General features: G+C 51.5%; 20 protein-coding genes. 11 read left to right on the top strand and 9 right to left on the bottom strand.

Features of this window, described 5'->3' with window-relative positions; all coding sequences use genetic code 11:
* Positions 1–20: 20 nt before the first annotated feature.
* The 7 genes from tkt to pdxA form a co-directional block, all read right to left on the bottom strand.
* Positions 21–2,015, bottom strand: a complete 1,995-nt coding sequence (gene tkt / locus A8F97_RS14040; protein WP_033070958.1) for a transketolase — start codon at positions 2,013–2,015, stop codon at positions 21–23.
* 15 nt (positions 2,016–2,030) lie between these two features.
* Complete coding sequence (tal, locus tag A8F97_RS14035; RefSeq protein ID WP_012822703.1) at positions 2,031–2,981, bottom strand: transaldolase; 951 nt, start codon at positions 2,979–2,981, stop codon at positions 2,031–2,033.
* 184 nt (positions 2,982–3,165) lie between these two features.
* The gene (locus A8F97_RS14030) at positions 3,166–3,624 is read right to left on the bottom strand and encodes an RpiB/LacA/LacB family sugar-phosphate isomerase (RefSeq protein ID WP_025919859.1); all 459 of its coding nucleotides are present in this window, start codon (positions 3,622–3,624) and stop codon (positions 3,166–3,168) included.
* A gap of 78 nt (positions 3,625–3,702) precedes the next feature.
* Positions 3,703–4,071: a PTS glucitol/sorbitol transporter subunit IIA gene (locus tag A8F97_RS14025; protein WP_033070959.1), complete on the bottom strand. Its 369-nt coding sequence runs from the start codon at positions 4,069–4,071 to the stop codon at positions 3,703–3,705.
* Between the two features lie 10 nt (positions 4,072–4,081).
* Entirely contained in the window at positions 4,082–5,107 is a 1,026-nt protein-coding gene (locus tag A8F97_RS14020; RefSeq protein WP_012822706.1) for a 2-keto-3-deoxygluconate permease, read from the bottom strand.
* Between the two features lie 104 nt (positions 5,108–5,211).
* Positions 5,212–6,930 (bottom strand): four-carbon acid sugar kinase family protein, encoded by a 1,719-nt coding sequence (locus A8F97_RS14015; protein WP_012822707.1) that lies wholly within the window; start codon positions 6,928–6,930, stop codon positions 5,212–5,214.
* A gap of 33 nt (positions 6,931–6,963) precedes the next feature.
* The gene (gene pdxA, locus A8F97_RS14010) at positions 6,964–7,968 is read right to left on the bottom strand and encodes a 4-hydroxythreonine-4-phosphate dehydrogenase PdxA (protein ID WP_012822708.1); all 1,005 of its coding nucleotides are present in this window, start codon (positions 7,966–7,968) and stop codon (positions 6,964–6,966) included.
* A 245-nt stretch (positions 7,969–8,213) separates the two neighbouring features.
* Between pdxA and A8F97_RS14005 the strand changes: the two genes are divergently transcribed.
* The 4 genes from A8F97_RS14005 (at position 8,214) to mtr (ending at position 14,219) form a co-directional block, all read left to right on the top strand.
* On the top strand, positions 8,214–9,038 hold the full coding sequence (locus A8F97_RS14005; protein WP_033070960.1) for a triose-phosphate isomerase: 825 nt from the start codon (positions 8,214–8,216) through the stop codon (positions 9,036–9,038).
* Positions 9,039–9,041: 3 nt separating this feature from the next.
* Positions 9,042–10,007 carry a sugar-binding transcriptional regulator gene (locus A8F97_RS14000; RefSeq protein WP_012822710.1) on the top strand — a complete coding sequence of 322 codons (966 nt, stop codon included), beginning with the start codon at positions 9,042–9,044 and terminating at the stop codon, positions 10,005–10,007.
* A 219-nt stretch (positions 10,008–10,226) separates the two neighbouring features.
* Positions 10,227–12,506: an NADP-dependent oxaloacetate-decarboxylating malate dehydrogenase gene (gene maeB / locus A8F97_RS13995; protein WP_012822711.1), complete on the top strand. Its 2,280-nt coding sequence runs from the start codon at positions 10,227–10,229 to the stop codon at positions 12,504–12,506.
* Between the two features lie 438 nt (positions 12,507–12,944).
* Positions 12,945–14,219, top strand: a complete 1,275-nt coding sequence (gene mtr, locus A8F97_RS13990) for a tryptophan permease (protein ID WP_033070961.1) — start codon at positions 12,945–12,947, stop codon at positions 14,217–14,219.
* A 108-nt stretch (positions 14,220–14,327) separates the two neighbouring features.
* Here the strand turns inward: mtr and A8F97_RS13985 are convergent, their stop codons facing one another.
* Positions 14,328–14,780, bottom strand: a complete 453-nt coding sequence (locus A8F97_RS13985) for a YaiI/YqxD family protein (protein ID WP_033070962.1) — start codon at positions 14,778–14,780, stop codon at positions 14,328–14,330.
* A gap of 3 nt (positions 14,781–14,783) precedes the next feature.
* Complete coding sequence (gene hemF, locus A8F97_RS13980) at positions 14,784–15,716, bottom strand: oxygen-dependent coproporphyrinogen oxidase (RefSeq protein WP_012822714.1); 933 nt, start codon at positions 15,714–15,716, stop codon at positions 14,784–14,786.
* 181 nt (positions 15,717–15,897) lie between these two features.
* On the opposite strand from hemF, the gene A8F97_RS13975 reads away from it, so the two are divergent.
* The 7 genes from A8F97_RS13975 to A8F97_RS13945 all read left to right on the top strand — a co-directional run bounded on the left by A8F97_RS13975 (position 15,898) and on the right by A8F97_RS13945 (position 26,130).
* Entirely contained in the window at positions 15,898–16,323 is a 426-nt protein-coding gene (locus A8F97_RS13975; protein WP_025919864.1) for a GNAT family acetyltransferase, read from the top strand.
* Positions 16,324–16,462: 139 nt separating this feature from the next.
* Positions 16,463–16,984 (top strand): sigma-70 family RNA polymerase sigma factor, encoded by a 522-nt coding sequence (locus A8F97_RS13970; protein ID WP_012822716.1) that lies wholly within the window; start codon positions 16,463–16,465, stop codon positions 16,982–16,984.
* Complete coding sequence (locus tag A8F97_RS13965; protein ID WP_033070963.1) at positions 16,974–17,921, top strand: FecR family protein; 948 nt, start codon at positions 16,974–16,976, stop codon at positions 17,919–17,921. Before A8F97_RS13970 ends, A8F97_RS13965 begins: the two co-directional genes overlap by 11 nt.
* 120 nt (positions 17,922–18,041) lie before the next feature.
* Positions 18,042–20,852, top strand: a complete 2,811-nt coding sequence (locus A8F97_RS13960; RefSeq protein WP_082218599.1) for a secretin and TonB N-terminal domain-containing protein — start codon at positions 18,042–18,044, stop codon at positions 20,850–20,852.
* A gap of 25 nt (positions 20,853–20,877) precedes the next feature.
* Positions 20,878–23,655: a M16 family metallopeptidase gene (locus A8F97_RS13955; RefSeq protein WP_033070964.1), complete on the top strand. Its 2,778-nt coding sequence runs from the start codon at positions 20,878–20,880 to the stop codon at positions 23,653–23,655.
* The gene (locus A8F97_RS13950; RefSeq protein WP_012822720.1) at positions 23,652–25,325 is read left to right on the top strand and encodes an ABC transporter ATP-binding protein/permease; all 1,674 of its coding nucleotides are present in this window, start codon (positions 23,652–23,654) and stop codon (positions 25,323–25,325) included. Before A8F97_RS13955 ends, A8F97_RS13950 begins: the two co-directional genes overlap by 4 nt.
* 187 nt (positions 25,326–25,512) lie before the next feature.
* Positions 25,513–26,130, top strand: coding sequence for an RpoE-regulated lipoprotein (locus tag A8F97_RS13945; RefSeq protein ID WP_014698825.1), 618 nt, complete (start codon positions 25,513–25,515; stop codon positions 26,128–26,130).
* The last annotated feature ends 60 nt before the right edge of the window (positions 26,131–26,190 follow it).

Below are 26,190 nucleotides of genomic sequence, written 5' to 3'. Positions count from 1 at the left end.
CAGTTTACGGAATCGCTGATTTACTTCAGCAGCGCCTGCGCTTTTTCGACCACGTTATCGACGGTGAAACCGAATTCCTCGAACAGCAACTCAGCCGGAGCCGATTCGCCGAAGCTCGTCATGCCGACAATCGCGCCGTTCAGACCGACGTACTTGAACCAGTAGTCTGCGATACCAGCTTCAATCGCCACACGTGCCGAAACTGCTTTCGGCAGCACCGCTTCACGGTAGGCTGCGTCCTGCTTGTCGAACGCATCCGTTGACGGCATTGATACCACGCGCACCTTGCGGCCTGCGGCAGTCAGTTTGTCATACGCACCCACAGCCAGTTCCACTTCAGAACCGGTGGCAATCAGGAGCAGCTCCGGCTGGCCGTCGCTGTCTTTCAGCACGTAACCACCTTTCGCCACGTTCGCCAACTGTTCAGCGGTACGCGTCTGCTGTGCCAGATTCTGACGCGACAGGATCAGTGACGTTGGGCCGTCCTGACGCTCGATCGCGTATTTCCACGCCACCGCCGTCTCCACCTGATCCGCCGGACGCCAGTTGCTCATATTTGGCGTCACGCGCAGGCTGGCCAGTTGTTCAACCGGCTGGTGGGTCGGGCCGTCTTCGCCCAGACCGATAGAGTCATGGGTGTAGACGTAGATGCTGCGGATTTTCATCAGCGCAGCCATACGCACCGCATTACGCGCGTATTCGACAAACATCAGGAAGGTCGCGGTGTACGGCACAAAGCCGCCGTGCAGCGCAATCCCGTTGGCGATCGCCGTCATGCCGAATTCACGCACGCCGTAGTGGATATAATTACCCGCGTGGTCTTTATCCAGCGAGACCGAGCCGGACCAGATGGTCAGGTTGCTCGGTGCCAGGTCGGCAGAGCCGCCCAGGAATTCCGGCAGCAGTTTACCGTAGGCTTCCAGTGCATTCTGTGACGCTTTGCGGCTGGCAATTTTCGCCGGATTGGCCTGCAAGTCTTCGATAAATTTCTGTGCATCAGTTTGCCAGTTGGCTGGCAGCTCACCGCCGGTACGGCGTTTGAACTCGGCAGCCAGTTCCGGATACGCGCTGGAATAGGCGGCAAACGCCTCGTCCCAGGCCGCTTCCTTACGCTGACCGGCCGGTTTGGCATCCCAGGCAGCATAAATATCAGCCGGAATATCAAACGGCGCATGCGCCCAGCCCAACTGTTCGCGGGAAGCCGCAACTTCCGCGTCACCCAGCGGTGCGCCATGCGAGTCGTGCGTTCCGGCCTTGTTCGGTGAACCGAAGCCAATCACGGTTTTGCACATCAGCAGCGACGGCTTGTCGGTGACAAGCTGGGCTTCGCCGATGGCACGCTTGATAGCGTCCGCATCGTGACCGTCGACGCCACGTACCACGTGCCAGCCGTAGGCTTCAAAGCGGGCAGCGGTATCGTCGGTAAACCAGCCTTCTACGTGGCCGTCGATGGAGATGCCGTTGTCATCATAAAACGCGGTCAGTTTGCCGAGCTTCATGGTGCCTGCCAGCGAACAAACTTCGTGGGAAATCCCTTCCATCATGCAGCCGTCACCGAGGAAGGTGTAGGTGTGATGGTTAACAATCTCGTGGCCCGGACGGTTGAACTGCGCCGCCAGCGTGCGTTCGGCAATCGCCATACCGACGGCGTTGGCAACGCCTTGTCCCAACGGACCGGTAGTGGTTTCAACGCCAGCGGTGTAGCCGTATTCAGGGTGGCCTGGCGTTTTAGAATGCAGTTGACGGAAGTTTTTCAGTTCTTCAATCGGCAGGTCGTAGCCAGAGAGGTGCAGCAGGCTGTAAATCAGCATGGACGCGTGGCCGTTAGACAGCACGAAGCGGTCACGGTTGGCCCAGTTAGGGTTGGCCGGATTATGGTTAAGATAGTCACGCCACAGGACTTCGGCGATATCGGCCATGCCCATCGGTGCGCCCGGGTGACCGGATTTGGCTTTCTGCACCCCATCCATGCTCAGCGCACGGATAGCATTGGCAAGTTCTTTACGAGAGGACATGCTTGACTCCAAAAGTTATAGCTTGGCTGCCAGTAGCGCTTCCAGCTTTTGTTGATCGACAGCGAACAGGCGGATACCTTCCGCCAGTTTATCGACGGCCATCGCATCCTGATAATGTTCCCAACGGAACTCAGCTTCAGATAGCGGTGAAGGATGGTGGAACGCTTCGGTTGATGGCGTCAGTTGGCGCTCGATGGGGGCATCGCGGTTTTTCAACTGCTCCAGCAGCGCAGGGGAAATCGTCAGACGATCGCATCCCGCCAGCGCCAGAATCTGTTCTACTTTGCGGAAGCTGGCACCCATGATCACGGTTTGGTAGCGGTGGCGTTTGTAGTAGTCATAGATATCACGCACGGAGATCACGCCGGGATCGCTTTCGGCCTGATAGTGGCTGGTGGGCTGTTTTTCCTGATACCAGTCATAAATGCGACCAACAAAGGGTGAGATCAGGAATACGCCCGCTTCGGCGCAGGCACGCGCTTGTGCGAATGAGAACAGCAGCGTCAAATTGCAGTTGATCCCTTCTCTTTCCAGCTCTTCAGCCGCGCGAATGCCTTCCCAGGTGGCGGCGAGTTTGATCAAAATTCGTGAACGTGGAATGTCTTTCTCCTGATACATCCCAATCAGTTTACGGGCTTTAGCGACACACATTCCGCGATCGAACGAGAGGCGGGCATCCACTTCGGTGGAGATACGGCCGGGAATGCTTTTCAGCACTTCCGCACCGATGTTTACCGCCAGTCGGTCGCTGGCGTTGATGAGCCGTGTTTCCGGGCTGCCGCCTTGTTGGTGTGCGTAAGCTATCGCGTCATCAAACAGCGGTTGATACTGCGGTAGAGTGGCAGCCTTCAGGATCAGCGACGGATTCGTGGTGGCATCTTGTGGCGAAAACTGACGAATGGAGTCGATATCACCGCTATCGGCGACGACGACGGTAAATTGTTTAAGGGCGTCGAGTTGGTTCATGAGTGAGCTCCTTGGCATATCAAAAAAAGCAATGAGCGGAATGGTGTCCGCAGCGCTATGTCACACTGCACCACCGGAGAGCAGAATGACATGCGCTTTTTCTGATTACTGTAATTGGAAAAGCACCTGAAGAAGGGGCATTCGCCCGGTGCGGACCGGAACGGGTTACTGGCCACCATCGCGCTTAACGGGTATTTTCCTGATGTTCGTAATAACTGATTTTTTCAATCTTCGGTGCGGAGCCACCGCCTTCAAATTCCGATTCCAGCCAGGCGGCGACGATCTCTTTCGCCAGTTCTGGCCCGATAACGCGCGCGCCAAGCGTGATGATCTGCGCATCGTTGCTTTTTCTGGCGCGCTGGGCGGAATAGGTGTCATGGCACTGTGCCGCACGTACTCCGGTCACTTTATTCGCCACAATGCTCATGCCGATGCCCGTGCCGCACAGCAGAATCCCGCGTTCGTGCGTCCCTTCTTTAATTGATATGGCTACCGTATGTGCGACGTCGGGGTAGCTTGCGTTATCCTGATTTTTATCGCTGCTAAAATCGACCCAGGAAATATTAAGCGAATCCAGATAGCGGGTAAGTGTATCGCGTAAACTCCAGGCCGCATCATCTGCGCCAATAGCGATTGGTTTCATGGTGTTGTCCTTACATTTTATTTAATTTAAAAAAATGGGTTATCAGAAAACGCGATCGATTAATTCCAACATTAATGATTACTCTTCAAAAATTGTTATGTTTCCCTGTGCTGACAAGGTTGTTGGTATTGGCCCAATCAGGTGAACTGTACCGGGTAATTCTGCTTTTTCTGCTCCATCAAATAACAGCGTGATGTGTCCCAGCTCTTTCAGATTTTGGCTGGCGACATCCCCTATTGCGCTAATCGAATAGGTGATGCCGAATAACGTTATTTTTTGCTGAACAGAAACCGGTTGAATTAACTCTCCATCGTGATGGGTAATACAATAATCACCGATGTCTTTAGGCGCATTATCGCTGAAAAGAATGAGACGTTTTTCTGCCAGAAATAATGCTGCATTTTCTCCCACTGTGCTGATTGTTGCCTGCCAGATAATCCGTCTCATTTTTCCTACCTTATTTGGGCTTATCTGCCTGTGTATTGAGTGAGTGAGATTGTCCGGTCGGTAGCGCATGATTTTCTTCGCCCGATGGGATAATGCCTTTTTTCTTCAATCGACTATCAAACCAGGCGACGAGGACGGGGGCGGTGAGCATGGTGATAATGCTAGCCGTTGCTAATTGCGCCGTAGCGGAGTCAACAAAGATCTGGAGGGTGGGATCGGCCTGCGCCACCATGGCGGGCGTCAATGCCGAACTGGCTGCGGTGGTGCCCAATGCCGCACCTAGCGCCGTTTTTCGTTTCAGGAATAAGTTGTACAGGAAGTAGAAAACCAATCCGGTTACGGCAGAAATAATGCCCAGAACAATGCCAGATAGGCCCGCAGTGAAGACGGTGTGCATACTGGAATTGGCACCAATGGCAAACGACATGATGATAATGACCAGTGGTTGAGCCGCCGCGCAGAGTTGCTTGAATTTCTCATCAAGGTTGCCCCACATCATGCCAATGATTAGCGGGATGAGCATGGAAAGCAGGGCTGCAAACGGAATATTAGCTAAACCGCTGACGCCGAGAACCACCATGGTTACGAAAGGGCCGTCTTTAATACAAAAAACGGAGATGGCACCCGCATCGCTGGCATCACCGTAGTTACTGCACAAGGCAATGTACAATGAACTGTTTGAGCTGGTGATACAGGCAATAAACGCCAGTGTAGAAATACCGAAGAACCCGGCAGGGCCAAAAAAAGCGCCCATAAACCATACTGCCAGTGCACCCGCGCAGAATTTCAGCATCAGTAGCATGGTGCCTTTATAGAGTGGGAGTCCGGCCTGACGAATATTAATTGACGATCCGCAGATGAGAAGAAATATTCCCATCATTGCACTGGAACCTGCTTTAAATAATGCGGTTGTGGGGCCGCCTATTTGTAATAACGATGGTGCGAAGGTATTCATCAGTATCGCCGCAAGCAGTGGGATAATGATCAGTCCTCCTGGGACTTTATTCATTTTTTCAAGAATGTTTATATTTCTCATGGTGTTTCTCTCGTGTAGGGTAGAGCAACATCCAGGCCTGTTAATCAGACCTATGCAATACGTCGGTTTTATTGTTTATCGTGATTTTTATTGCTCTATTTTTTCTACTGCATCGTTTCCCGGTGAATATGATCAATAATGGTGTGAATAATATCTTCGGGGCCGGTTAAACCGCCTTTCCCGACGCAAATTAATCCTTCGTAATCACCGCCAATGATTTTGACCAGATCGGTTTGAGGAATAACGTAATCCACCATCTCGATACCGTTAGCACCGAGCTGTTTGAGTACGTTGACCATGGTGTCTCCACCCGTCATATACAGGCCTTTAATTTCAGAAGCCGCAGCATCCAACACGGTTTTTACGATATTACCCAGACCCTGATTAATATTTTCTGCTGCTTGACCATGCGCCAGCCCAAAACGCTGTTCTTCCATGCTGAGATCGAGTAGACGACCAGTTAAGGCGGATTCAAAAACGAAGATGGCATTCGCGTGAGTTTTCACACACTCCAGAGCCTGTCTGACCACTCTTGCCACTTCAATACCCGCTGAATGTTCTTTATCGATCAGCAGTTCGGCATCAATCGGAATGTGACAAACGCGCGGGTCGGTTTCAATGAGTGCGGTAAGCTGTTTTTTGGTGACCGGCGTTGCGCTGCCTGCGACGACGATAATTGAACCCTGCTGTTGTTCCTGAGGAATGCGCGCTTTCTCCTTACGTTCCTCATCGCGGATCATTTCTCTGGTAAAGGCCAGACGCTCGGTAAAAGGACCGGGATCGACAGCCAGTACATTCCAGTTCAGCTTGGTAACCGCGCGAGCAATATTTTCCACATCGGCCAGTGAAATGGCATCCACGACAATGACGCGAGCGCCTTCCCGCTGCTGCTGAACCAGTGCATCGCTGATGGCGTTATAGCCTTTTAACACGCAAGACAGGGGGATGTGTTTCACCTGATGATGCGTTTGCTCACTGAGTAGGCCGGGAACAAAGGTTTCCGTCACTGGTGTACGAACATCTTTGGCGACATCGGTACAGGACAGGGCGACGGAATCAATGACCGAGTAGCCGCCGACCACGATACGGCGCGATTGTGGCATGGCGGGAACGACCACCGCGACCGTTTCCTGTGGCAGTACTTCCAGCATGGCATCAATTTCGTAGCCGATACCGCCGCGTAGTGTGGTATCGACACGTTTAGTGAAATACACCGCACCGCGTTCCAGCAGGGCTTGCGTCGCATTTCTCACGCGGTTTTTCGCTTCCGCTTTGGGCAGAGGGCGGCTATCGCTGCTGATCACCATAGCCTGCCAGTCTGATTCACAGTCCGTGAACGACGTGGTATTAAAAAAGGCCGCTGTTTTCATGCCGCTGCGCGCGAGCAGGACGCCGATCGTTGTCGCGCCGGTGAGATCGTCAGCGACAATCCCCAGTTTGTCTCCTTGTTTTCCCTCTGCCCGTAGCCGAATACCCGCGGGGGTGACATCCGAGACATAGATATCCTCTCGAATGTATTCTGCCAGTGGCCCTGTTTTTGCCGTCGGGTGGAGATTGATCGTCGGAATCCCTCGTTTGGGATAAAGACCGCAGCGCAGCGTGCCGCCGCAGTCGATGACCACTAAACCGATCTCTTGTTCATCAGGTTCCCCGTGTTTGAAGACATCCACAGATTCCCAGCCGGTGAGTTCCATCAACCGATCTACTACGGTGGGACGGATTCCCCCGGTAATGTAGGCAATTTTTTTCCCCGGTGTGACATTCACGAGTAGCGGTCCGCCCCAGCCTTTACCGCCTCTGATAATTTCCAAATATCGCGTCATGGTGTGTTCTCCGTCAGTGACCTGAAACTCGCATTAGTGCTTCATTTTCCAGTAACGTGCGGCAACCAGCGTCGATTCCAGCATGCTGACCGTACCTGCCTTGCCTGTGCCTGCAATGTCGAAAGCGGTACCGTGATCGACCGAGCTGCGCATAAACGGCAAACCGAAAGTGATGGTGATGGAGCGCTCGAAATCGAGCGTTTTGCAGGCGATATGTCCCTGATCGTGATAGAGCGACAGAATGGCGTCGTAGTGTCCTTGTTTTCCGAGATGGAAAACGGAATCCGCCGGAATCGGACCTATTGCGTTGATACCCATTTCCTGAGCGGCTTTGACGGCAGGAATCAGGTTGTCTTTCTCTTCATGGCCGAACAGGCCGTTATCTGAGGCGTGTGGATTGAGGGCGGCGACGGCGATACGCGGGTTTTGAATATTCAGTGCGGTGAATTCATGGTGAATTTGCTGCACACAAGCAAGAACACGCTCTTTGTTTGCGTAGTCGCAGGCTTCTTTCAGTGCGATATGGCGGCTGACAAAAAACACCCGCAGTTTTTGCACATGGAACATCGTCAGGCCGTAATCCGAACCGGTTTCAACCTGATAAATTTCGGTATGCCCTGGCAATTTGCAGCCCGCGAGTTTTATCGCTTCTTTATGGATGGGGGCGGTAGACACAACATCAATCTCACCCGCCATGCCTAACTCAATGGATTTCATGACGTAATCAAGCGACATCTTTCCAGCAAGCTGTTGGACCTTACCCCATTCGATGCTATCGCAATCATATTCGCCCGTTTCCAGCACATCCAACGTACCCCACGTGAATTTGGCTTCGGCAGGAGAGGTGATGATGTTGAGCGCAAAATCGCAGTGTTTAATGGCCATTGCACGGCGGATGATGGGGAGTGAGCCGATGAGGAAAGGGCGGCATTCTTCATACACGTCTTTATCCATCATGGTCGCTACCGAAATTTCAGGGCCGATCCCTGCTGGATCGCCGATAGTCAGAGCTACAACGGGTTTTTTTACGGTCGACATAATTTCCCCTTTTATCGTAAACCGGAATGGTTTGGTTGTTCATATGTTCATTGGTTGAACTTTTGTTTTATGGGATTTTACGGTCTATTGGAGAAATAGCTTTGAATTCGATCACATTAAGCACAATTTTTTTCTTTTTGATGCATTTTCGTGATCGAACATTTGTTTGTTGTGTGAATATAAGTTTGGTGAGGGTGCTTTTGTTACGCTACAGCGAAAGCCACGGTGCGAAAGAAGGAGATGACATGAAAAAAGTGATGATAGGCACGAGTTGGAAAATGAATAAAACCCGACAGGAGGCGATCGACTACTGTACGGTTCTATCCAAACAGCTTAACCCTGCTGCCGGTGCATTCACTCAGCCCTTTGTGATTCCCCCTTTTACCTTGATAAGGGAAGTGACCGAGTATCTGTCTGCGCACAAGGTGAATTGCCTGACAGGGGCGCAAAATATGCATTACGCTGACAACGGCGCGTGGACCGGAGAGGTGTCTCCGATGATGGTATCTGATTGCGGTGCGACGCTTGTCGAACTGGGACATTCCGAGCGGCGGCAATATTTCGCAGAAAATGATGCGGATATTCAGAAAAAAGTGCAGGCCGCACTACGCTATCAGTTGCGCCCGTTAGTTTGCGTGGGTGACAGTGCACAAGAGAAGGCGTGGGGTGTTTCCAGAGAAACGGTCATTCGGCAAATGAAAATTGCGCTTGCAGGCTTAAATGCGGAACAGGCGACACGTGTCATCATCGCCTATGAACCCATCTGGGCCATTGGTGAAGGAGGGACGCCATCTTCCGCACAGGAAGCGCAGGATATTCACGTCGCGTTGCGCCAGGCGTTAGTTGCCCTTTATGGCGAAAGAACGGCTTCCTGTATTACGCTTCTGTACGGCGGAAGCGTGAATCCGCATAATACCTGTGAACTTATTCAATGCGCAGATATTGACGGGTTATTTATCGGCAGGGCCGCCTGGAATGCGGATGACTTCTGCCAACTGGTGCGCAGTGTTTCGGCATTGTTGAATGAACAGGGTGAACACGTGGCCCTAAGCGAAGCCAAAATGAGTTAAGCCATGAGCGAATTTGATTCAGACAGTGAATTACTGACGGAAATAGCCGTTGCGTATTATGAAAATCAACAGACGCAGGAAGAGATCGCCAGCCGTTTTGGTATTTCGCGTATCAAAGTCGGGCGTTTGTTGAAACGTGCGCGGGCGGAAGGGATCGTTGAAATTAATGTCCGCTACCATCCTGTATTTAGTTCTCAACTTGAACAGCAATTTATTAAGAGCTTTGGCATCAAACGTGCGCTGATTGCTATCGATCACCATGATGAAGATGAACAGCGCCAACAGGTGGCATCGCTGGTGTCCACTTACTTGTCCAGTATCTTGAAAAATGGCATGTCCGTGGCAGTTGGGCAGGGGCGTAATGTGGCGGCGGTCGCCAGTCACGTGGGCGTTTTTCCCGAACGGCACTGCAAGTTTATCTGTGGCATTGGCGGCACGCAGCGCGATGGGGAACTGATTGATGCCGATCATATCAGTCGTCATCTGGCGCGGAAATTTAATGCCACGAGCGAAACGCTGTACGCACCTGCTTATGTCGAAAACCCGGCATTAAAATCTGCCTTTATGCAAAACCGTCTGATCAATGACACGCTTGAACGTGCAAGCAAGGCGGATATTGCATTGGTGGGGTTAGGCGATATGAACGAAAACAGTTTTATGGTTCAACTCGGCTGGTTTACCTCACAGGAGATCATCACGGCGCGTCAGGATGAGGGCGTTGTTGGTGATATCGCCGGATATGCCTTTCTGGATATTCAAGGGCGGCCTGTCGATACGGTGATGAACGACCGAGTTATCGGCCTGAGTCTCGATCAGCTTCGCAAGATCCCTTACGTGATTGCCATTGCCTCTGAAAACACCAAAGCGACGGCGATTCTGGCTGCGCTGCGTTCTGGCATTGTGGATGTTATTGCCACCAGTGCCAGTAATGCTCGCACGGTGCTAAGCCTGATATCCGCCAGACATTAGTCGTCGCTTTGTCCTCCCTACATCGCGTCGTGCGCCTGCACTACGCGATTTTTCTTTGTCGCCCATCTGGTTTCTGAACGAAAAACCGTCAAATAAAATAACTATATTAACCAGCATTCCCCCTCAGTTTTTGCCATCCTCGGTAGTGTAGCCATTGGTAAACACTATACTGGGTACTCTTTACCCTACAGACACAACAAAACCGAAAAGGTACATAAAATGGATGAACAGCTAAAGCAAAGCGCCCTTGATTTCCACCAGTATCCGATTCCGGGCAAAATTCAGGTTTCCCCGACTAAACCGCTGGCGACGCAGCGCGATCTGGCATTGGCATATTCTCCCGGTGTCGCAGCACCCTGTCTGGAAATAGCGGCAGATCCGCTGGCTGCCTACAAATACACTGCTCGCGGTAATCTGGTTGCGGTGATCTCTAACGGGACAGCCGTTCTGGGTCTCGGCAATATCGGCGCGCTGGCCGGTAAACCGGTGATGGAAGGCAAAGGCGTTCTGTTTAAAAAATTCTCCGGCATTGATGTTTTCGATATCGAAGTCGACGAACTGGATCCAGACAAGCTGATCGACGTGATCGCCGCGCTGGAGCCGACGTTTGGCGGTATCAATCTGGAAGACATCAAGGCACCGGAATGTTTTTACATTGAGAAGAAACTGCGCGAGCGCATGAAGATTCCCGTGTTCCACGACGATCAGCACGGTACGGCAATCATCTGTACCGCCGCTGTCCTGAACGGCCTGCGCGTTGTAGAGAAGAATATTTCTGATGTGCGTCTGGTGGTGTCTGGTGCAGGCGCGGCGTCTATCGCCTGTCTGAACCTGCTGGTGGCGCTGGGTCTTCAGAAACACAACATCGTAGTGTGCGATTCGCGCGGCGTGATTTTCCACGGTCGTGACGAAAATATGGAAGAAACCAAGGCCGCTTACGCGATTGAAGATAATGGTGCTCGCAAGCTGGCTGACGTGATCCCGGATGCGGATATCTTCCTTGGCTGTTCCGGCCCCGGTGTACTGACGCCAGATATGGTGAAAACCATGGCGCCACGTCCGCTAATCATGGCGCTGGCTAACCCTGAACCGGAGATACTGCCGCCGCTGGCAAAAGAAGTGCGTCCGGATGCGATTATCTGTACCGGTCGTTCAGATTACCCGAATCAGGTAAACAACGTACTGTGCTTCCCGTTCATCTTCCGTGGCGCACTCGATGTCGGCGCAACCACGATTAACGAAGAGATGAAGCTGGCCTGCGTGCACGCGATTGCCGATCTGGCGCTGGCGGAGCAGAGCGAAGTGGTAGCCTCTGCCTATGGCGATCAGGAACTGTCATTCGGCCCGGATTATCTGATTCCTAAACCGTTCGATCCGCGTTTGATCATCAAGATTGCACCGGCAGTGGCGAAAGCGGCGATGGATTCCGGCGTAGCAACGCGCCCGATCGCAGATTTCGATGCCTATATCGAAAAACTGACCCAGTTCGTCTACAAAACCAACCTGTTCATGAAGCCGATCTTCGCACAGGCGCGTCAGCAACCGAAGCGCGTCGTATTCGCCGAAGGTGAAGATGCTCGCGTGTTGCACGCTACGCAGGAGTTGGTCACGCTGGGACTGGCGTTCCCGATTCTGATTGGTCGTCCAAGCGTCATTGAAATGCGCCTGCAAAAGCTGGGGCTGCAACTGACCATCGGTAAAGATTTCGAAGTGGTTAATAACGAATCCGATCCGCGCTTCAAAGAATACTGGAGCGAGTATTTCGAACTCATGAAGCGTCGCGGCGTGTCACAGGAAAAAGCACAGCGCGCGGTGATCGGCAATCCAACGTTGATAGGTTCGATCATGGTTCACCGTGGCGAAGCGGATGCGCTGATTTGTGGCACGATTGGCACCTATGAAGAGCATTTCGATGTGGTTGAGAAAGTGTTCGGCTACCGTGAGGGCGTGCACGTTGCCGGCGCGATGAATGCGCTGATGCTGCCGAGCGGCAACACGTTCATCGCCGACACCTACGTCAACGCAGATCCAACGCCGGAACAACTGGCGGAAATCACGCTACTGGCGGCAGAAAGCGTGCGTCGTTTCGGTATCGAACCGAAAGTCGCGCTGTTGTCGCACTCCAGTTTCGGCACCTCGGACTCCCCGACGGCGCAGAAGATGCGTGCCACGTTGGCGTTGGTTAACAAGCTGGCTCCGGAACTGCAGATCGACGGCGAGATGCACGGTGATGCCGCGTTGGTGGAAGCGATCCGCCGTGAGCAGATGCCGGATAGCCCGTTGAAAGGCTCTGCTAATATCCTGGTCATGCCTAACATGGAATCTGCACGTATCAGCTATAACCTGCTGCGTGTGTCGTCTTCAGAAGGTGTGACGGTGGGGCCGGTATTGATGGGAATTTCGAAACCGGTACATATCCTGACACCGATTGCTTCGGTGCGCCGGATTGTAAACATGGTGGCGCTGGCGGTGGTGGAAGCACAAACTCAGCCGCTGTAAGTCATTTCCGTTACTTCATACAGACAAACCCAGTCGATTGTTGGCTGGGTTTTTTATTTACCGCAGTTGATCGACCAAATAATCGCCTAACCAATATGAACCGATGAGGCCAAAAACGCAGGCGGGAGCAACAGACTATCAGGGAATAGAGAGACGACGATAACCGTAGAAAAAACACAGAGAATAAATGTCAGTATCATGGAAAGAATATCGAATAAAACAGATTTCACTGCCTTCAGCACAACGTCATCATCCTAAAATTGCTTTTCCTTTAATCTCTTACAACATAACACGTCATTTTTAGCAAAACATGGATTTTCCATACCGAGGTATAAGTTAAATCAATGGAATAATTTTGGTTTTATGCCATGATCCCGCCTCGTCTGTAGGGGGGATTTTCCTCGGACTCGATAAAAAACCAACGAGCGAATATCGGTTATGGCCACACACGCAGTGCAAGAAAATACAGTAGAACAAAACGGTACAGGAAAGCGTCTTCCCTCGCTGTTTGGCGGGTCGATGATCATTGCAGGGACGATTATCGGCGCGGGGATGTTTTCCCTGCCAGTGGTGATGTCGGGTGCCTGGTTTTTCTGGTCATTTGCTGTGTTGGTGTTTACCTGGTTCTGTATGTATCACTCAGGGCTCATGATTCTGGAAGCTAACCTGAATTATCCGAGCGGTGCCAGCTTTGATACGCTGACCAAAGATCTACTGGGCAAGCGCTGGAATGTCCTTAATGGCATATCGATTGCCTTTGTCCTCTATATCCTGACCTACGCCTATATCTCGGCGAGTGGTTCCATTATCCATCACACGCTTGCCGAGATGTCGATCGATTTCTCCGCCCGCGTCGGCGGTTGCCTGTTTGCACTGTTTGTCGCGTTGACCGTGTGGTGGAGTACGTCGGCGGTGAGTCGGATGACCGCCTTTTTTCTGGCGGCGAAGGTGCTGACCTTTTTCATGACGTTCGGCAGCCTGCTGTGGAATGTTAAGCCTGCTGTTTTATTCAATGTTGCGCAAGAAGCGCCCAGCTATCTTCCGTATGTGCTGATGACGCTGCCATTCTGTCTGACTTCTTTCGGTTTTCATGGCAACGTTCCCAGTTTGGTGAAGCATTACGGCCACAAGCCACAGGTAATCAAGCGTTGCCTGTTTATTGGCAGCGTGCTGGCGCTGGTGATGTATGTCATTTGGCTGATTAGCACGATGGGAAACATCGCCCGTCCCGACTTTATCGGAATTGCTGAGCGGGGCGGCAATATTGATGTTCTGGTGCAGGCGTTGGGCGGCGTGTTGAATAGCGCTTATCTGGACGTGTTGCTCACTGTCTTTTCCAACTTTGCCGTTGCCTGTTCGTTTCTCGGGGTCACGCTGGGGCTGTTTGATTATCTGGCTGATTTGCTGAAATTTGACGATAGCCGAATGGGAAGAGCCAAAACGGCGCTGGTGACCTTTCTGCCGCCTATTATCGGCGGCCTGCTGTATCCGAACGGTTTTATTTACGCGATTGGGTTTGCCGGGCTGGCCGCTACCGTATGGGCGGTGATTACGCCAGCGCTGTTGGCGCTCGCGTCGCGTCGCCGTTTCGGCAGCCCGCTGTTCCGCGTGCGGGGGGGTAATGTGATGATTACGCTGGTGCTGTTATTTGGCATCGGCACCGCGCTGATACATATTCTTTCCAGCTTTGATGTGTTACCCGTTTACCGCTAAACCAGATGCACCATCCCGCCTTGTCTACGAAAGCAGAAGGGGCGGGATGGTTACTGCTCAGATAATGATGGTTCCAATAACTATTCCCCTGTAACCATGCCCAAATAACTATGGCTTCCGTACCTGCTGCAACCACTTGTCCAGTTCATTGGCAAACTGCTGACGATCGCGCTGGTTTAAGGCACTGGGGCCGCCGGTTTGTATCCCGCTGGCGCGCATGGTGTCCATAAAATCGCGCATGTTCAGGCGCTCCCGAATGGTGTCCGGCGTATAGCGCTCGCCACGCGGGTTCAACGCGATGCCACCTTTTTCTATCACTTCCGATGCCAGCGGAATATCGGCGGTGATCACCAGATCGCCCGTTTCAACGCGGCGCACAATTTCATTGTCGGCGACGTCAAAACCTGCAGAGACGCGCAGCGTGCTAATAAAGCGTGACGGCGGCACTTTTATGGTCTGATTAGCGACCAACGTGACTTGCATTTGTGTGCGATCCGCCGCGCGAAACAGCACTTCTTTGATAACGTTAGGGCAGGCGTCGGCATCGACCCAAATCTGCATGACTTATGTTTCCTTGTTGTGCATGTTGCTTTCTGCCAGCCAGTCTCTGGCGGGCAAGAAATCTTGATACAGCAGGGCTTCCGGGCTATCGGGTTCCGGTTGATGCTGGTACTCCCAGCGTGCTAACGGCGGCATCGACATCAAAATGGACTCGGTGCGCCCGCCGCTTTGTAGGCCAAACAGCGTACCGCGATCCCAAATCAGGTTGAATTCCACATAGCGGCCACGGCGGTAGAGCTGAAATTCGCGTTCACGTTCTCCCCACGCCAGATCTTTACGTCGTTCGACGATGGGCAGATAGCCATCGAGAAATCCATTACCGACAGCGCGAATGAAAGCAAAGCTGGTGGCAAAATCTGGCTCGTTCAGATCGTCAAAAAATAGCCCGCCGATGCCGCGTGCCTCGTTACGGTGCTTGAGGAAGAAGTAATCGTCGCACCACTTTTTATAGCGCGGGTACACATCGTCACCAAACGGCTGGCACAGATCGTGAGCGGTCTGGTGCCAGTGCACGGCATCTTCTTTGAAACCATAATAGGGCGTCAGATCGAAGCCACCGCCAAACCACCACACTGGCGCTTCTCCCGGTTTTTCGGCGACGAACAGGCGCACATTAGCATGGCTGGTGGGAATGTAAGGGCTCAGCGGGTGGATCACCAGCGACACGCCCATCGCCTGAAAGCTACGACCCGCCAGTTCAGGGCGATGCGTACTGGCTGACGGTGGCAATGACTTGCCGGCGACGTGGGAAAAGTTTACGCCAGCGCGTTCAAAGATGCGCCCGCCGGACAGCACGCGACTGCACCCGCCACCGCCTTCGGCACGTTGCCATTCGTCCTCGGCGAAATCGGCTCCGCCATCGATCGCCGCAAGCTGCTGACAGATATCTTTCTGTAAGCTAAGTAAAAAATGTTTTACCGCGTTGACGTCAAACATAGTGGACATCTCGTTTCCATAGCGATGGTGGCACAGTGATTGGGCGGGCAGTATACCATCAATAAAATCGATCCCCGGTCACCCGTTGTGTGATTCCTGATAGCGGTACGCAATTTTGGATTGCGTCTGATAAAAATCACGCGATAATCACGATTTACCTTATTACAAAATGGCGACTGTGATGGAAATCCGCATATTCAGGCAGGATGACTTTGAAGCCGTGATCACCCTCTGGGAACGTTGCGATTTGCTGCGTCCGTGGAACGATCCTGAAATGGACATCGAACGTAAGCTTAATCACGATCCCGATCTGTTTCTGGTCGCAGAGGTGAACGGCGAAATCGTAGCCTCGGTGATGGGTGGGTACGACGGCCACCGTGGGTCTGCATACTATTTGGGCGTACACCCTGATTTTCGTGGGCGCGGCATTGCTAACGCGTTGGTTAGCCGTCTGGAGAAAAAACTGATTGCCCGCGGCTGTCCGAAGATCCACCTGATGGTGCGTGAAGACAACGACGCCGTGATCGGTATGTATGAAAAACTCGACTACGAGATCGTCGATAGCGTCACGTTGGGAAAACGCCTGATTGAAGATCGGGAATATTGATTGTTGGTGGTTACAATCATTCCCATCTGCGATGCTCGGAAGGGCGTTGTTTAAAAAGTGTTGCATCGCGTCACAGGCTTAGATGATAATGAGTATCAATTAAACTAATATCATCTGTTTTTTGCCTGTTGAAACCACTATGACGCAGCTAACTTCTTTCTGGAGTGATTTTTACCAGACCCACCAAGGATGGCTGCGGGGATGGCTTTGTAAAAAAATGGGCTGTATCCATCAGGCAGATGATCTTACCCATGACACCTTTCTTAAACTTCTGACGCTTGCCGATCCCTCCGCTATCCGACAGCCGAAGGCTTATCTGATGGTGACGGCGAATCATGTCATGATCGATCAGTTCCGTAAGCGTAAGTTGGAGCAAGATGCGTTATCTGCATTAGCGCTGCTGGTTGATGGGGAAGAAGAGCAGTCTGCGGAATACCGTGTTGCGATAAGCCAACTGGTGGCGACGGCGCTGCATATTTTGACGCATGAGCTAGACGAAAAAGTACAGCGCGCATTCATTATGGCGCGTGTGGAAGGATACGACTACCGCACGATTGCTGAGACGTTGCATGTGAGCGAAAGTAGCGTAAAGCAATATCTGGCAAAAGCGATGGTGCATTTCCACAGTCGGATTTTTTTTCAGGAACAGGATGAAGCGTAACGCTGATTTTGAGCAGATCCAGCAGCAAGCCGCTGAATGGATATTACGCTTCTCGGAAGTCGAGCAGGATAGTGACGACGCGATATTACTGCGTAAAGAGTGGCAGCAGTGGTGCCTGATCGATGCTCGTCATCCTGTGGTTTATCATCAAATGCAGCAATTATGGGCAAGTGCGACAATTACACCTGCTTCGACATCACCTAAACCACGTTCATCCCGTTATGTTGCTCTGGCGATTTTCATCGCAGGGGGCTGGCTGCTAAGCCAGTTACCTTATGCTTATTGGTTGGCCGACCAACGAACGGTAGCGGGTGAAGTGCGACGTATTGTGCTGGATGACGGCAGTGAACTGGTGCTCAACAGCAATTCGGCTGTGAATATCGCCTTTACATCACAGAAACGAACGGTCACGTTGCTACGTGGCGAAGTCTACGCGCATGTTGCCAAAGATCCGCGTAGCAGGCCGTTTGTGATTGACAGCGCACAGGCAACGGCCCAAGCCTTAGGCACTCGCTATAGCGTGCGTGACGCAGGGGAAGATACGCTGGTAAGCGTTGACGAGTCTCGCGTTCGCATTACTGCAAATAAGAACCCGGATATCCGTCTTGACCTTGGCGCAGGCCAACAAGTTGGACTCGATCAGCACCATATTACTCGACCGGTGAGTGCATCAACGGAAACGGGTTGGATTCACAATCAATTGATTTTTGAAAATGCACCGTTCATTCAGGTTATTGATGAACTTTCCCGCCACTATCCAGGGCTGATTTATCTGGATCCACGCCAGCGTCAGGAACTTGAGCGTTTGCGCTTTACTGGCGTTCTACCATTGAATAACAGCCAACAGGCACTCGAGTTACTGCAACACTCCCTTCCTATCTCCGTCCGACAGTCCTTCGGTTATATTTCCTGGATTAGCGAAAATAAAAAGCGTTAATAATCAATTGGAAAAGGCTTAATTCAAATATAAATGATAATTATTTTTATTTCCTTCTGCCCGATTTCTGCTACGCAACGTCTTCTCTCCTGAAAACATAAAATAATTCAGGGTAAATTCATGCGTAATTTTTTGGGGATGCGTAACACAATTTGGCCGATAGCGGTGCTCACTCTGGCGTTAAGCGGAGGCAGTTCGGCGTTTGGTGCAACAGCACAATCAATACACCTTCCTGCACAGTCATTGGAAAAATCGTTAACACAATTGGCGCGGCAGACCGGTGTCAACTTTGGGGTTGATAGCCAACTGGTTGCAGGAAAACAAGCCCCCGCGCTGGAAGGGAACTACACGGTTGAGCAGGCTTTGGATCGGTTATTGAACAGTAATAACCTTTATGCAGAGCCTGCAGACGCCGGTAAAGCGTTTATCATTCGCCCAATGGCTAGTATGTCGGCGTCGGATGAGGCTCAGACGGTAAATACAAGCGCGGCGACTAGTCGTTCGGGAACCGAAAACAGCGGCGATGTGATCACGGTAAAAGCGCAGATTTCGCCGGGACCGATGGAGATCGGTAGTCAGCAGTTGGTGGCCGAGGAGATCGCAAAAAAACCGACCGCTAATGGAAATATTACTGAATTGCTGCGCACCAATCCAAACGTGCAATTCTCTGAAACGTCACGTAATAGTGAGACACCTGGAGAACTGGCTCCTGACGTTGTTTCGTTCCACGGTGAGAAGTTCTATAACAACAACTTCATGATCGATGGGATGTCGAACAACGATCGTCTGAACCCAGGCGTGAATGTCGGTGAGGTTGGGGCTGTCGCCAATGGGAATGGCCCTAATGATTTCCCATCTGGCCATCCTGAGTCTTTTTGGATAGACAGTAGCCTGATTGAAAGCTTGTCGGTTTACGACAGTAACGTGTCGGCGAAGTATGGCCAGTTCACTGGCGGTGTCATTGATGCAAAACTTAAAAAACCGTCGTTTACCGAGCCATCCGGTTCTGTCTCTTACCGCACAACACGTTCATCATGGACGAAATATCATCTGGAGAAAAAAGAGGAAGCCTCGTTTAGTGCCGCAACCACGCTTAAGAGGCAGCCTAAATTCACCAAAAATTTTTATAACCTGAATGTTAGTCAGCCCCTTAATGATAATGCGGCGCTGATGTTTGTATATAGCCGTAAGGAATCTGACATCCCATTCTGGCATACGATTTTTCAAAGATGGGAAGATCAATCACGCGAATCCGAAACCTATATGTTACGTGGCGCGTGGGATGCTAATGAACGAAATCAATTTAGCTTATCACTCATGCATTCACCCCATAGTGCAAGCTATGTGCGTTCCAATACGAAGGATGGTAATTTTACTGCTGAAGGTGGCGGATATAATGCCAACCTGAAGTGGGATAATCAGAATATGTGGGGGAAAGTCGCCACACAGCTAATATGGAAACAGAACGAAAATACTATTAAGAATAGAGGCAATGATTATTATAATTGGCTTAAAACAGACAGCCTTGACTGGGTATCTAGTTTCTCTGGAACCACAGCTCAAGAGGGAGGATATGGCACGGTAAGAACCGAGCAATCCGGCATTAATTTTAAACACGATTGGCAGCTAAATCCTTTTTCTGCCTGGGGTGTACAACACCAGTTTGATTTCGGCTTTGATACCGATTTTTCCGAGGCTCGTTATCAGCGTAAGAACAATTCCTATGCTTATGCTACTGCGAACAGAAAAAGTACTGTGGTATGTAACGGCGATTCGGCGTGTATTGACGGTGAGCAGTATTTCCGCCAACGGACAGTATATGAAGCGTCTGATGTAAAAGTGGCGGCAAGCACTTATGCAGTTTATCTACAAGATACATTAACCTATTCCCGCCTGGCTGTGACATCCGGTATTCGCGTTGATTATGACGATTACATGAAAAACATGAATATCTCTCCACGTTTAAGTTCGAGCTATGATGTTTGGGGCGATCGTTCCACTGAATTTTTCGGCGGAATAAACCGTTACTATGCAGGCAATATTTTGGCTTATAAGCTGAGAGAAGCGCGTAAGTTGGGCTATACCGAATGCCGCGCTGAACATGTGAATTCGCGTGGATCATGTAATGCCTTGTCAACGAGTTCCAGCAATACGCCAGGTGAGTGGGTCTTTAATAAGGCATCTACCCAAGCTGATTACCGATACACGTCATTAAATACTCCCTACAGTGACGAACTCAATCTCGGTGCGCAGCAGCGAATTTATGACACCGTTTGGACGTTGAAATGGGTTCACCGTGAAGCAAAAGATCAATTTTCTGCTGAGAGAAATACAGCGACAAAAACTTATGAATTAACCAATAACGGTAAATCCGAGTCCGACACGTTTAGTTTGATGGTCAAGCCTGTTTCTCCCATTGAATGGAATTCTGCGGTATTCAGTTGGTCGGCGGGAGCGAATATTCATAAAAGTACTTCCTCAAATAAGGACTATGACACCGAGGCAGATCTCGATGGCTATATTCTCTACAACGGAAAAATGATCCGCGCGATTGATAAACCCGCTGATAATTTCAATCGCCCCTGGACGGCGTTTCTTGAGCTGAATACTGAAATACCCAACTGGCGTTTAGATTGGACACAGCGTTTAAGTTATGTCGGTGGGTATAAAGCCATGAAGCGTACTGAAACTATTAACTGTCCAGATGATGACCGCTGTTCCGGGTATGTCGGTTCTACTGATGTATATGAAGAAGAGCAGTATGGCAACAATATGCTGCTGGACTGGCGTGTGAATTATACCCAGCCATTAGGTAAGCAGAATCTAAAAGTGGGCGTAGATGTACTCAATGTCCTGAATAAAGCCAACAAGAACGAATCTAATTATGGATTGGGTCGTCAATTCTGGCTGGATGTAACGTATTCATGGTAAGTGATAAAAATAATAAAGGTCAGTGATGAAAAATAAAATTATGTATTGGCTGACGGGTGTTATTTGCCTGTTAGCGGGAAGCATTGTGGGCGTGAGCCAGGCGGACGAAATAAAAAGTCCGTTACCGGTGATTAAAGAAGGGACGCTGGCTAACGGGTTGCGTTATACCCTCGTGCCGTTGGAAGGGGCGAAGACGCGGGTCGATATTCGCCTGATTGTTGATGTCGGTTCGATCGATGAAAACGACAACGAATCCGGTGTGGCGCACATGGTGGAGCACATGGTGTTTCGCGCCACCGACACCTTTCCTCAAGGCGTGGGCACGGAACTGCACAAACAAGGTTGGGTTCGCGCGCAGCACTATAACGCCATGACCAACTACGAACGCACCATGTATATGATGAGCCCACCGAAAGGTAATCGCGATCTGGGGGCGACGTTACAGGCGCTGAGCCAGATGACGGGTCATGCCAAGCTGTTACAAAGCGATCTGGATGATGAGCGCAAAATCATTTTGGAAGAGTGGCGTGGCAAGCTGGGTGTAGCAGAACGCATGAATCAGCAGCGTGTACAGGCGATTCGCCATGATTCCCGCTATCCTTCGCGCCCAACGATTGGCACAGAAGCATCGATCAACGAGACGCCTGCCCGCGTATTACAGGATTTTTATCAGCGTTGGTATCGTCCGTCGAATATGCGCTTGATGATTATTGGTGATATCACGCCTGCGGATGCGGAACGTGACATTCAGCGCTATTTTGCACCACTGCCGGATGTCGCGGTGCCAGCCCAAGATTACTACGAACCGTTACTGAAACCACGCCTCAAAGTCGCGCGTTTACAGGATAGTCAAAGCGGTAGCAGCCAGGTGTCATTTGTCTACCGTTTCAATGATAAAGATGCATTTGGCCAATCAGAATACCGTCACCGTTTGCTGACGCAAATCACGATGTCTGCGGTAACCCGTCAGGTGCGTCGACAGCAAGCGGAGTTGCCGCAAGACGCCAGTAGCCTGGTGGTGCGTAAATCAGATATTGGTAAAACCACCGCCGCACTGGGCTTTTTCGCCAATGTGATGCCGGGAGGCCATGACGTTGCGCTTTCTGCCGTACTGAAAGAAATTGAGCGGTTAAAACGCTATCCGTTAAACGAGCAGGACATCACGGAGATCACATCCGACATTCGTGAAGTCGCGCAGCGTATGAGTGATACCCCTGAAACACGCGAGTTTGCGGATTGGGTTCAGCAGTTGACCATCGTTTGGCAACAGGATCGCCCGTATGTCGGTAGTCAGCAGCGCGGTAAAGATGCGCTGGAAGCGCTGGATACTATCACGGTGGAAGATGTGAACCGCCATCTGCAACGCTGGTTAGCTTCGCCAGATACGCTGGTGCAGTTTAGCGTGCCGGGCGCAACGCCTTTCACGCTGCCTAAGCCAGATGCGATTATCAAATTGCAAAAGCAGTGGACGGTGGCGACATTGACACCGTTGCAGGTGGAAAAAGAGAAAATCATTCCTGAACTTCCTTCAGTGACGCAAAGCGGAAAGCGCACGGCGGTGAAGACATTTGCTGCACAGAAGGTTGAGCAGTGGCAGTTGAGCAACGGCGATCGCGTGGTATGGCTACGTGTGCCGGAAGCGGGTAAGAAAGTGTATCTCACCGCGACGAGTCAGGCTGGCTTCATGGCAGATACGTTGAATCCGTGGCAGGCACAACTGGCGAGTCAATTGGTCAATCAAAGCGGGCCAGCAACATGGAGCGGGGAAGCGCTCAGTAACTGGAAAAAGGAAAAAACGCTGTCGCTGAGTATCGATCAGGGCGCGGATCAACTGACCGTCAGTGGCACCGCGCCGACCGATCAACTGGCAAGTTTGTTTGGGTTATACCGTGAGCTGAATGTTGCACCGGGTATCGATCCGGATGTGATGAAAGAGAGCATGATGAGTCTGGCACGTCAGAAAGCCAATGACGATCAGTCCGTGTCAGGAAAGCGAACCAGCGAAATTACCAAATTACGCTTTGGTGGACCCACCTGGCAACAGCCTGACATTGCTGAACTGAAGCACGTTTCTGCGCCAGCTTTGCTGTCACAGTGGCATAAAGCCGCTGTTGCACCGGTGACTTATTATCTGATCGCGGATATGCCTGCGGCACAACTGTTGCCACAGGTTGAACGTTATCTGGCGACCATTCCGCGCCAGCCTGCTAGCGACGTGAAGTCACATTTGGCGCTTCCGGGTAAACGTGAAGCAACTTCTGCCATCAATATTGAACCGCGTGCCGATATCCTGACCTGGAGTTTCACACCGCATATGTGGACGCCGCAGGCTGCGGTACAGGTGAGCATTGCTCGTAACATTGCGAGTAAATATCTCAAGACGAGCCTGCGTGATGATGCACTCGGTATTTATCGCATGCGTGTCGATAGCGAGTTGGAAGATAAAAAACAGCGCATTGAGACGGAGGTGAGCTTCACCAGTGCACCTGAGCGTGCGCAGGAGCTGTGGACGCTGGCTGAACAAGCTTTCGCTGAACTGCCGTCAAAGATTACGCAGCAGGATGTGGATGAGCAAAAAGCACAATTCATCCGTGCGGAAAAAGGGCGTCAGAGCGATCTGACCACCATACAACGTCGCTTGTTGCTGAGCTATCGCCACTATGACGATCCGCGCTATTTGAGCAGCGTATCTAAACTGGCAGACAGCATCACACTGGAAGGCGTGCGCGGCATGTCGGCGAAGATCTATAACTCTGATAACCGGGTGCTTTACATCGCCTTGCCACAAGAGGTGAAAGAGTGAAGAAGATCTCGGTGCAGTTTGTCGATCTCTGTCGTCCCTTTTGGGGCGGCAAACGAAGTTGGCAGGCTTGGTTACTCCTGTTCATTGCCATCGGGATGGGCGGGATGATCGTCTATCTCAACGTGTTGTTAAACGAGTGGAGTAAAACGTTTTATGATGCGTTAGGGGCATTTGACGGCAGTTTGTTGCTTTCCCTGATGAAAGAATATGGTATTTACATCCTGCTCTATATCGGGTCGATCGTGTATCAGGAATGGTTTACCAAACTGCTGATTATTCGCTGGCGTAGTGCGTTAACCGCAGAGTTGGTGGAGAGCTGGCTGGCGAAGCGGGCATTTTATCGTATGTCGGTGGCGGGCAAGATTGATAACCCCGATCAGCGTATTGCCGAAGATATCAACCTGTTTGTCGACAAAGCCGTTAGCCTGGTGGTGGAGTTTTTGATCGTGACGGCACGCTTATTTTCTTTTGTCGTTATCTTGTGGGGGTTATCGGGCGTTCAGCGTTTTATGTTGTTTGGCGAAGAGTGGGTAATCAAAGGTTATCTGGTTTGGATCGCTATTCTGTATACGCTGATCGGCAGTCTGATCACGCATGTGGTCGGGAAACGCCTGCACGATATTAATTACGATAAACAAAAAGCGGAGGCAGATTTCCGCGCCGCGTTGCTGCGTAAGCATGATAATGCTGAGCAAATCGCGCTGTACGGCGGCGAAGCGCAAGAGAAACGTCATCTTCAGCGTCATTTCTCTGCCATTGTGTTGAACTGGGGGCGTTTTATGAATGCCGAACGTAATCTGGGCTTTTTCACCACGGGTTATATGCGTGTGAGCCAGATTGTGCCGGTCTTTGCGGCGTTGCCTGCCTTCTTGAGTAAAACAGTGACGCTGGGCGGATTGATGCAGATTCGCGGGGCGTTTGCGCAGGTGCACGGTGCGCTGAGCTGGTTTATCCATAAGTACAAGGAATTTGTGATTCTGTCCGCCAGTATGGCGCGTTTGAGCCAGTTCAAGGAAGAAATCAAACGTCATCAGTCCGAACAGGCCGATGCGCCAGTAGGGCAGGATTTACGCATTGAACAGCTCTCCTTTACTACGCCACAGGGCTCTCCGCTGTTGCAAAATGTGGATCTGAGTTGCGAAGCGGGTAGCTGGAGTAAATTTTCTGGCCGCAGCGGGTTAGGGAAATCCACGCTGCTGCGCACGCTACATGGTTTATGGCCGTATTACGATGGCCGGTGGCAATCGCTCGAAGGGCGCAGCCTGCTGTTGCCACAGCAAAGCTATTTAGGCCAGGGGACGCTGGCGGAGATCCTCTGCTATCCACACCCACCGCTGGCTGATAGCGAGATGCTGCGCCAGACGCTGGATAGCGTCGGGCTGGGTGCATGGCGCGATCGTCTGGATGAGCAACTGAACTGGGATCGGGTGTTTTCCGGCGGCGAGCGGCAGCGTGTTGCCTTTGCCCGCGCGCTGATTGCCAAACCGGATACGCTCTATCTGGATGAAGCGACCAGTAATTTGGATCATGACTCTGCCAGACAGCTTCTGGCGCTGGTCAAGTTGGCGTTGCCGATGTGTACCGTGGTGGCTATTACGCACCAGACAGAACTGGACGATCTGTTCCCACATCGTTATGACTTAACGGATTTCGCCTCGCCGCGCAGTTGATGTTGCCCGCAGGCTTTCCGGTTCTCGGAGGGCCTGCGGTTCTGGTAGGTTTCTTGTCCCATGCCCCCTATAATCTTCCGCAGGATTATCCCGTCTTTTACGGCACTTTTCGTCGCTTGCAGACTCCAACTCCCATCTTGTCAGAGGGCTGATGACGGAAGCCGTTCAATTTTGAGGAGTACACACTATGAATTTTCGCCCGCTGTCTTTGGGGTTACCGCTCGTGTTGGGTTTACCGCTACTGCTGACCGGATGCAGTACGCTGTCCAATTTTTCCTGGTCCAGCCTATCGCCGTTTAACTGGTTCGGCAGCTCGCTGGAGGTTACCGATGAAGGTGTCGGTGGCATTAATGCGGGTACGCCGCTGTCCGAAGGCGCGTTACAGAATGCGCTGGATGGCAGTTATCAACTGCGTAGCGGAATGGGGACATCCAACGGTCAACTGGTCGCGTTTTATCAGGCACTTGATGGCAAAGAGGTGAAGATGGTCATCAGCGGCCAGCCGAAGGGTAGCGTGCGCAAAGTTGAAGTCATGGATCCGGCGATTGGCAGCGCAGGTGGCGTGAAAATCGGTGATGCCTTTAGCAATACCTACAGCAAAGCCTTTGAGTCTTGCCAGTTGGGACAAGGTGATGATGCGCAGGGTGTTGAATGTGCGGCACCGCAGAGCACGCATATCAGCTACGTTTATTCCGGCGAGTGGAGCGGCCCGGAAGGTTTAATGCCGCCCGACGATATCCTGAAAAATTGGAAAGTGAGCAAAATCGTGTGGCACGCACAGGCGCGTAACCCATCCGTTTTATAAAGGGCGTTTTGACGTTAACGGACTAATTTGTCTTCACGCAAGGTAAAAGCCAGGCGGCTT

The sequence above is a fragment of the Pectobacterium parmentieri genome (assembly GCF_001742145.1).
GTDB lineage: Bacteria > Pseudomonadota > Gammaproteobacteria > Enterobacterales > Enterobacteriaceae > Pectobacterium > Pectobacterium parmentieri.
The sequence above is the reverse complement of the archived record's forward strand: the minus strand, read 5'-3'. Positions and strand labels throughout refer to the sequence as shown.

Coding starts and splice junctions, on each gene's coding strand:
- tkt (WP_033070958.1), bottom strand. CDS start 2,015: ATGTCCTCTCGTAAAGAACTTGCCAATGCTATCCGTGCGCTGAGCATG.
- tal (WP_012822703.1), bottom strand. CDS start 2,981: ATGAACCAACTCGACGCCCTTAAACAATTTACCGTCGTCGTCGCCGAT.
- A8F97_RS14030 (WP_025919859.1), bottom strand. CDS start 3,624: ATGAAACCAATCGCTATTGGCGCAGATGATGCGGCCTGGAGTTTACGC.
- A8F97_RS14025 (WP_033070959.1), bottom strand. CDS start 4,071: ATGAGACGGATTATCTGGCAGGCAACAATCAGCACAGTGGGAGAAAAT.
- A8F97_RS14020 (WP_012822706.1), bottom strand. CDS start 5,107: ATGAGAAATATAAACATTCTTGAAAAAATGAATAAAGTCCCAGGAGGA.
- A8F97_RS14015 (WP_012822707.1), bottom strand. CDS start 6,930: ATGACGCGATATTTGGAAATTATCAGAGGCGGTAAAGGCTGGGGCGGA.
- pdxA (WP_012822708.1), bottom strand. CDS start 7,968: ATGTCGACCGTAAAAAAACCCGTTGTAGCTCTGACTATCGGCGATCCA.
- A8F97_RS14005 (WP_033070960.1), top strand. CDS start 8,214: ATGAAAAAAGTGATGATAGGCACGAGTTGGAAAATGAATAAAACCCGA.
- A8F97_RS14000 (WP_012822710.1), top strand. CDS start 9,042: ATGAGCGAATTTGATTCAGACAGTGAATTACTGACGGAAATAGCCGTT.
- maeB (WP_012822711.1), top strand. CDS start 10,227: ATGGATGAACAGCTAAAGCAAAGCGCCCTTGATTTCCACCAGTATCCG.
- mtr (WP_033070961.1), top strand. CDS start 12,945: ATGGCCACACACGCAGTGCAAGAAAATACAGTAGAACAAAACGGTACA.
- A8F97_RS13985 (WP_033070962.1), bottom strand. CDS start 14,780: ATGCAGATTTGGGTCGATGCCGACGCCTGCCCTAACGTTATCAAAGAA.
- hemF (WP_012822714.1), bottom strand. CDS start 15,716: ATGTTTGACGTCAACGCGGTAAAACATTTTTTACTTAGCTTACAGAAA.
- A8F97_RS13975 (WP_025919864.1), top strand. CDS start 15,898: ATGGAAATCCGCATATTCAGGCAGGATGACTTTGAAGCCGTGATCACC.
- A8F97_RS13970 (WP_012822716.1), top strand. CDS start 16,463: ATGACGCAGCTAACTTCTTTCTGGAGTGATTTTTACCAGACCCACCAA.
- A8F97_RS13965 (WP_033070963.1), top strand. CDS start 16,974: ATGAAGCGTAACGCTGATTTTGAGCAGATCCAGCAGCAAGCCGCTGAA.
- A8F97_RS13960 (WP_082218599.1), top strand. CDS start 18,042: ATGCGTAATTTTTTGGGGATGCGTAACACAATTTGGCCGATAGCGGTG.
- A8F97_RS13955 (WP_033070964.1), top strand. CDS start 20,878: ATGAAAAATAAAATTATGTATTGGCTGACGGGTGTTATTTGCCTGTTA.
- A8F97_RS13945 (WP_014698825.1), top strand. CDS start 25,513: ATGAATTTTCGCCCGCTGTCTTTGGGGTTACCGCTCGTGTTGGGTTTA.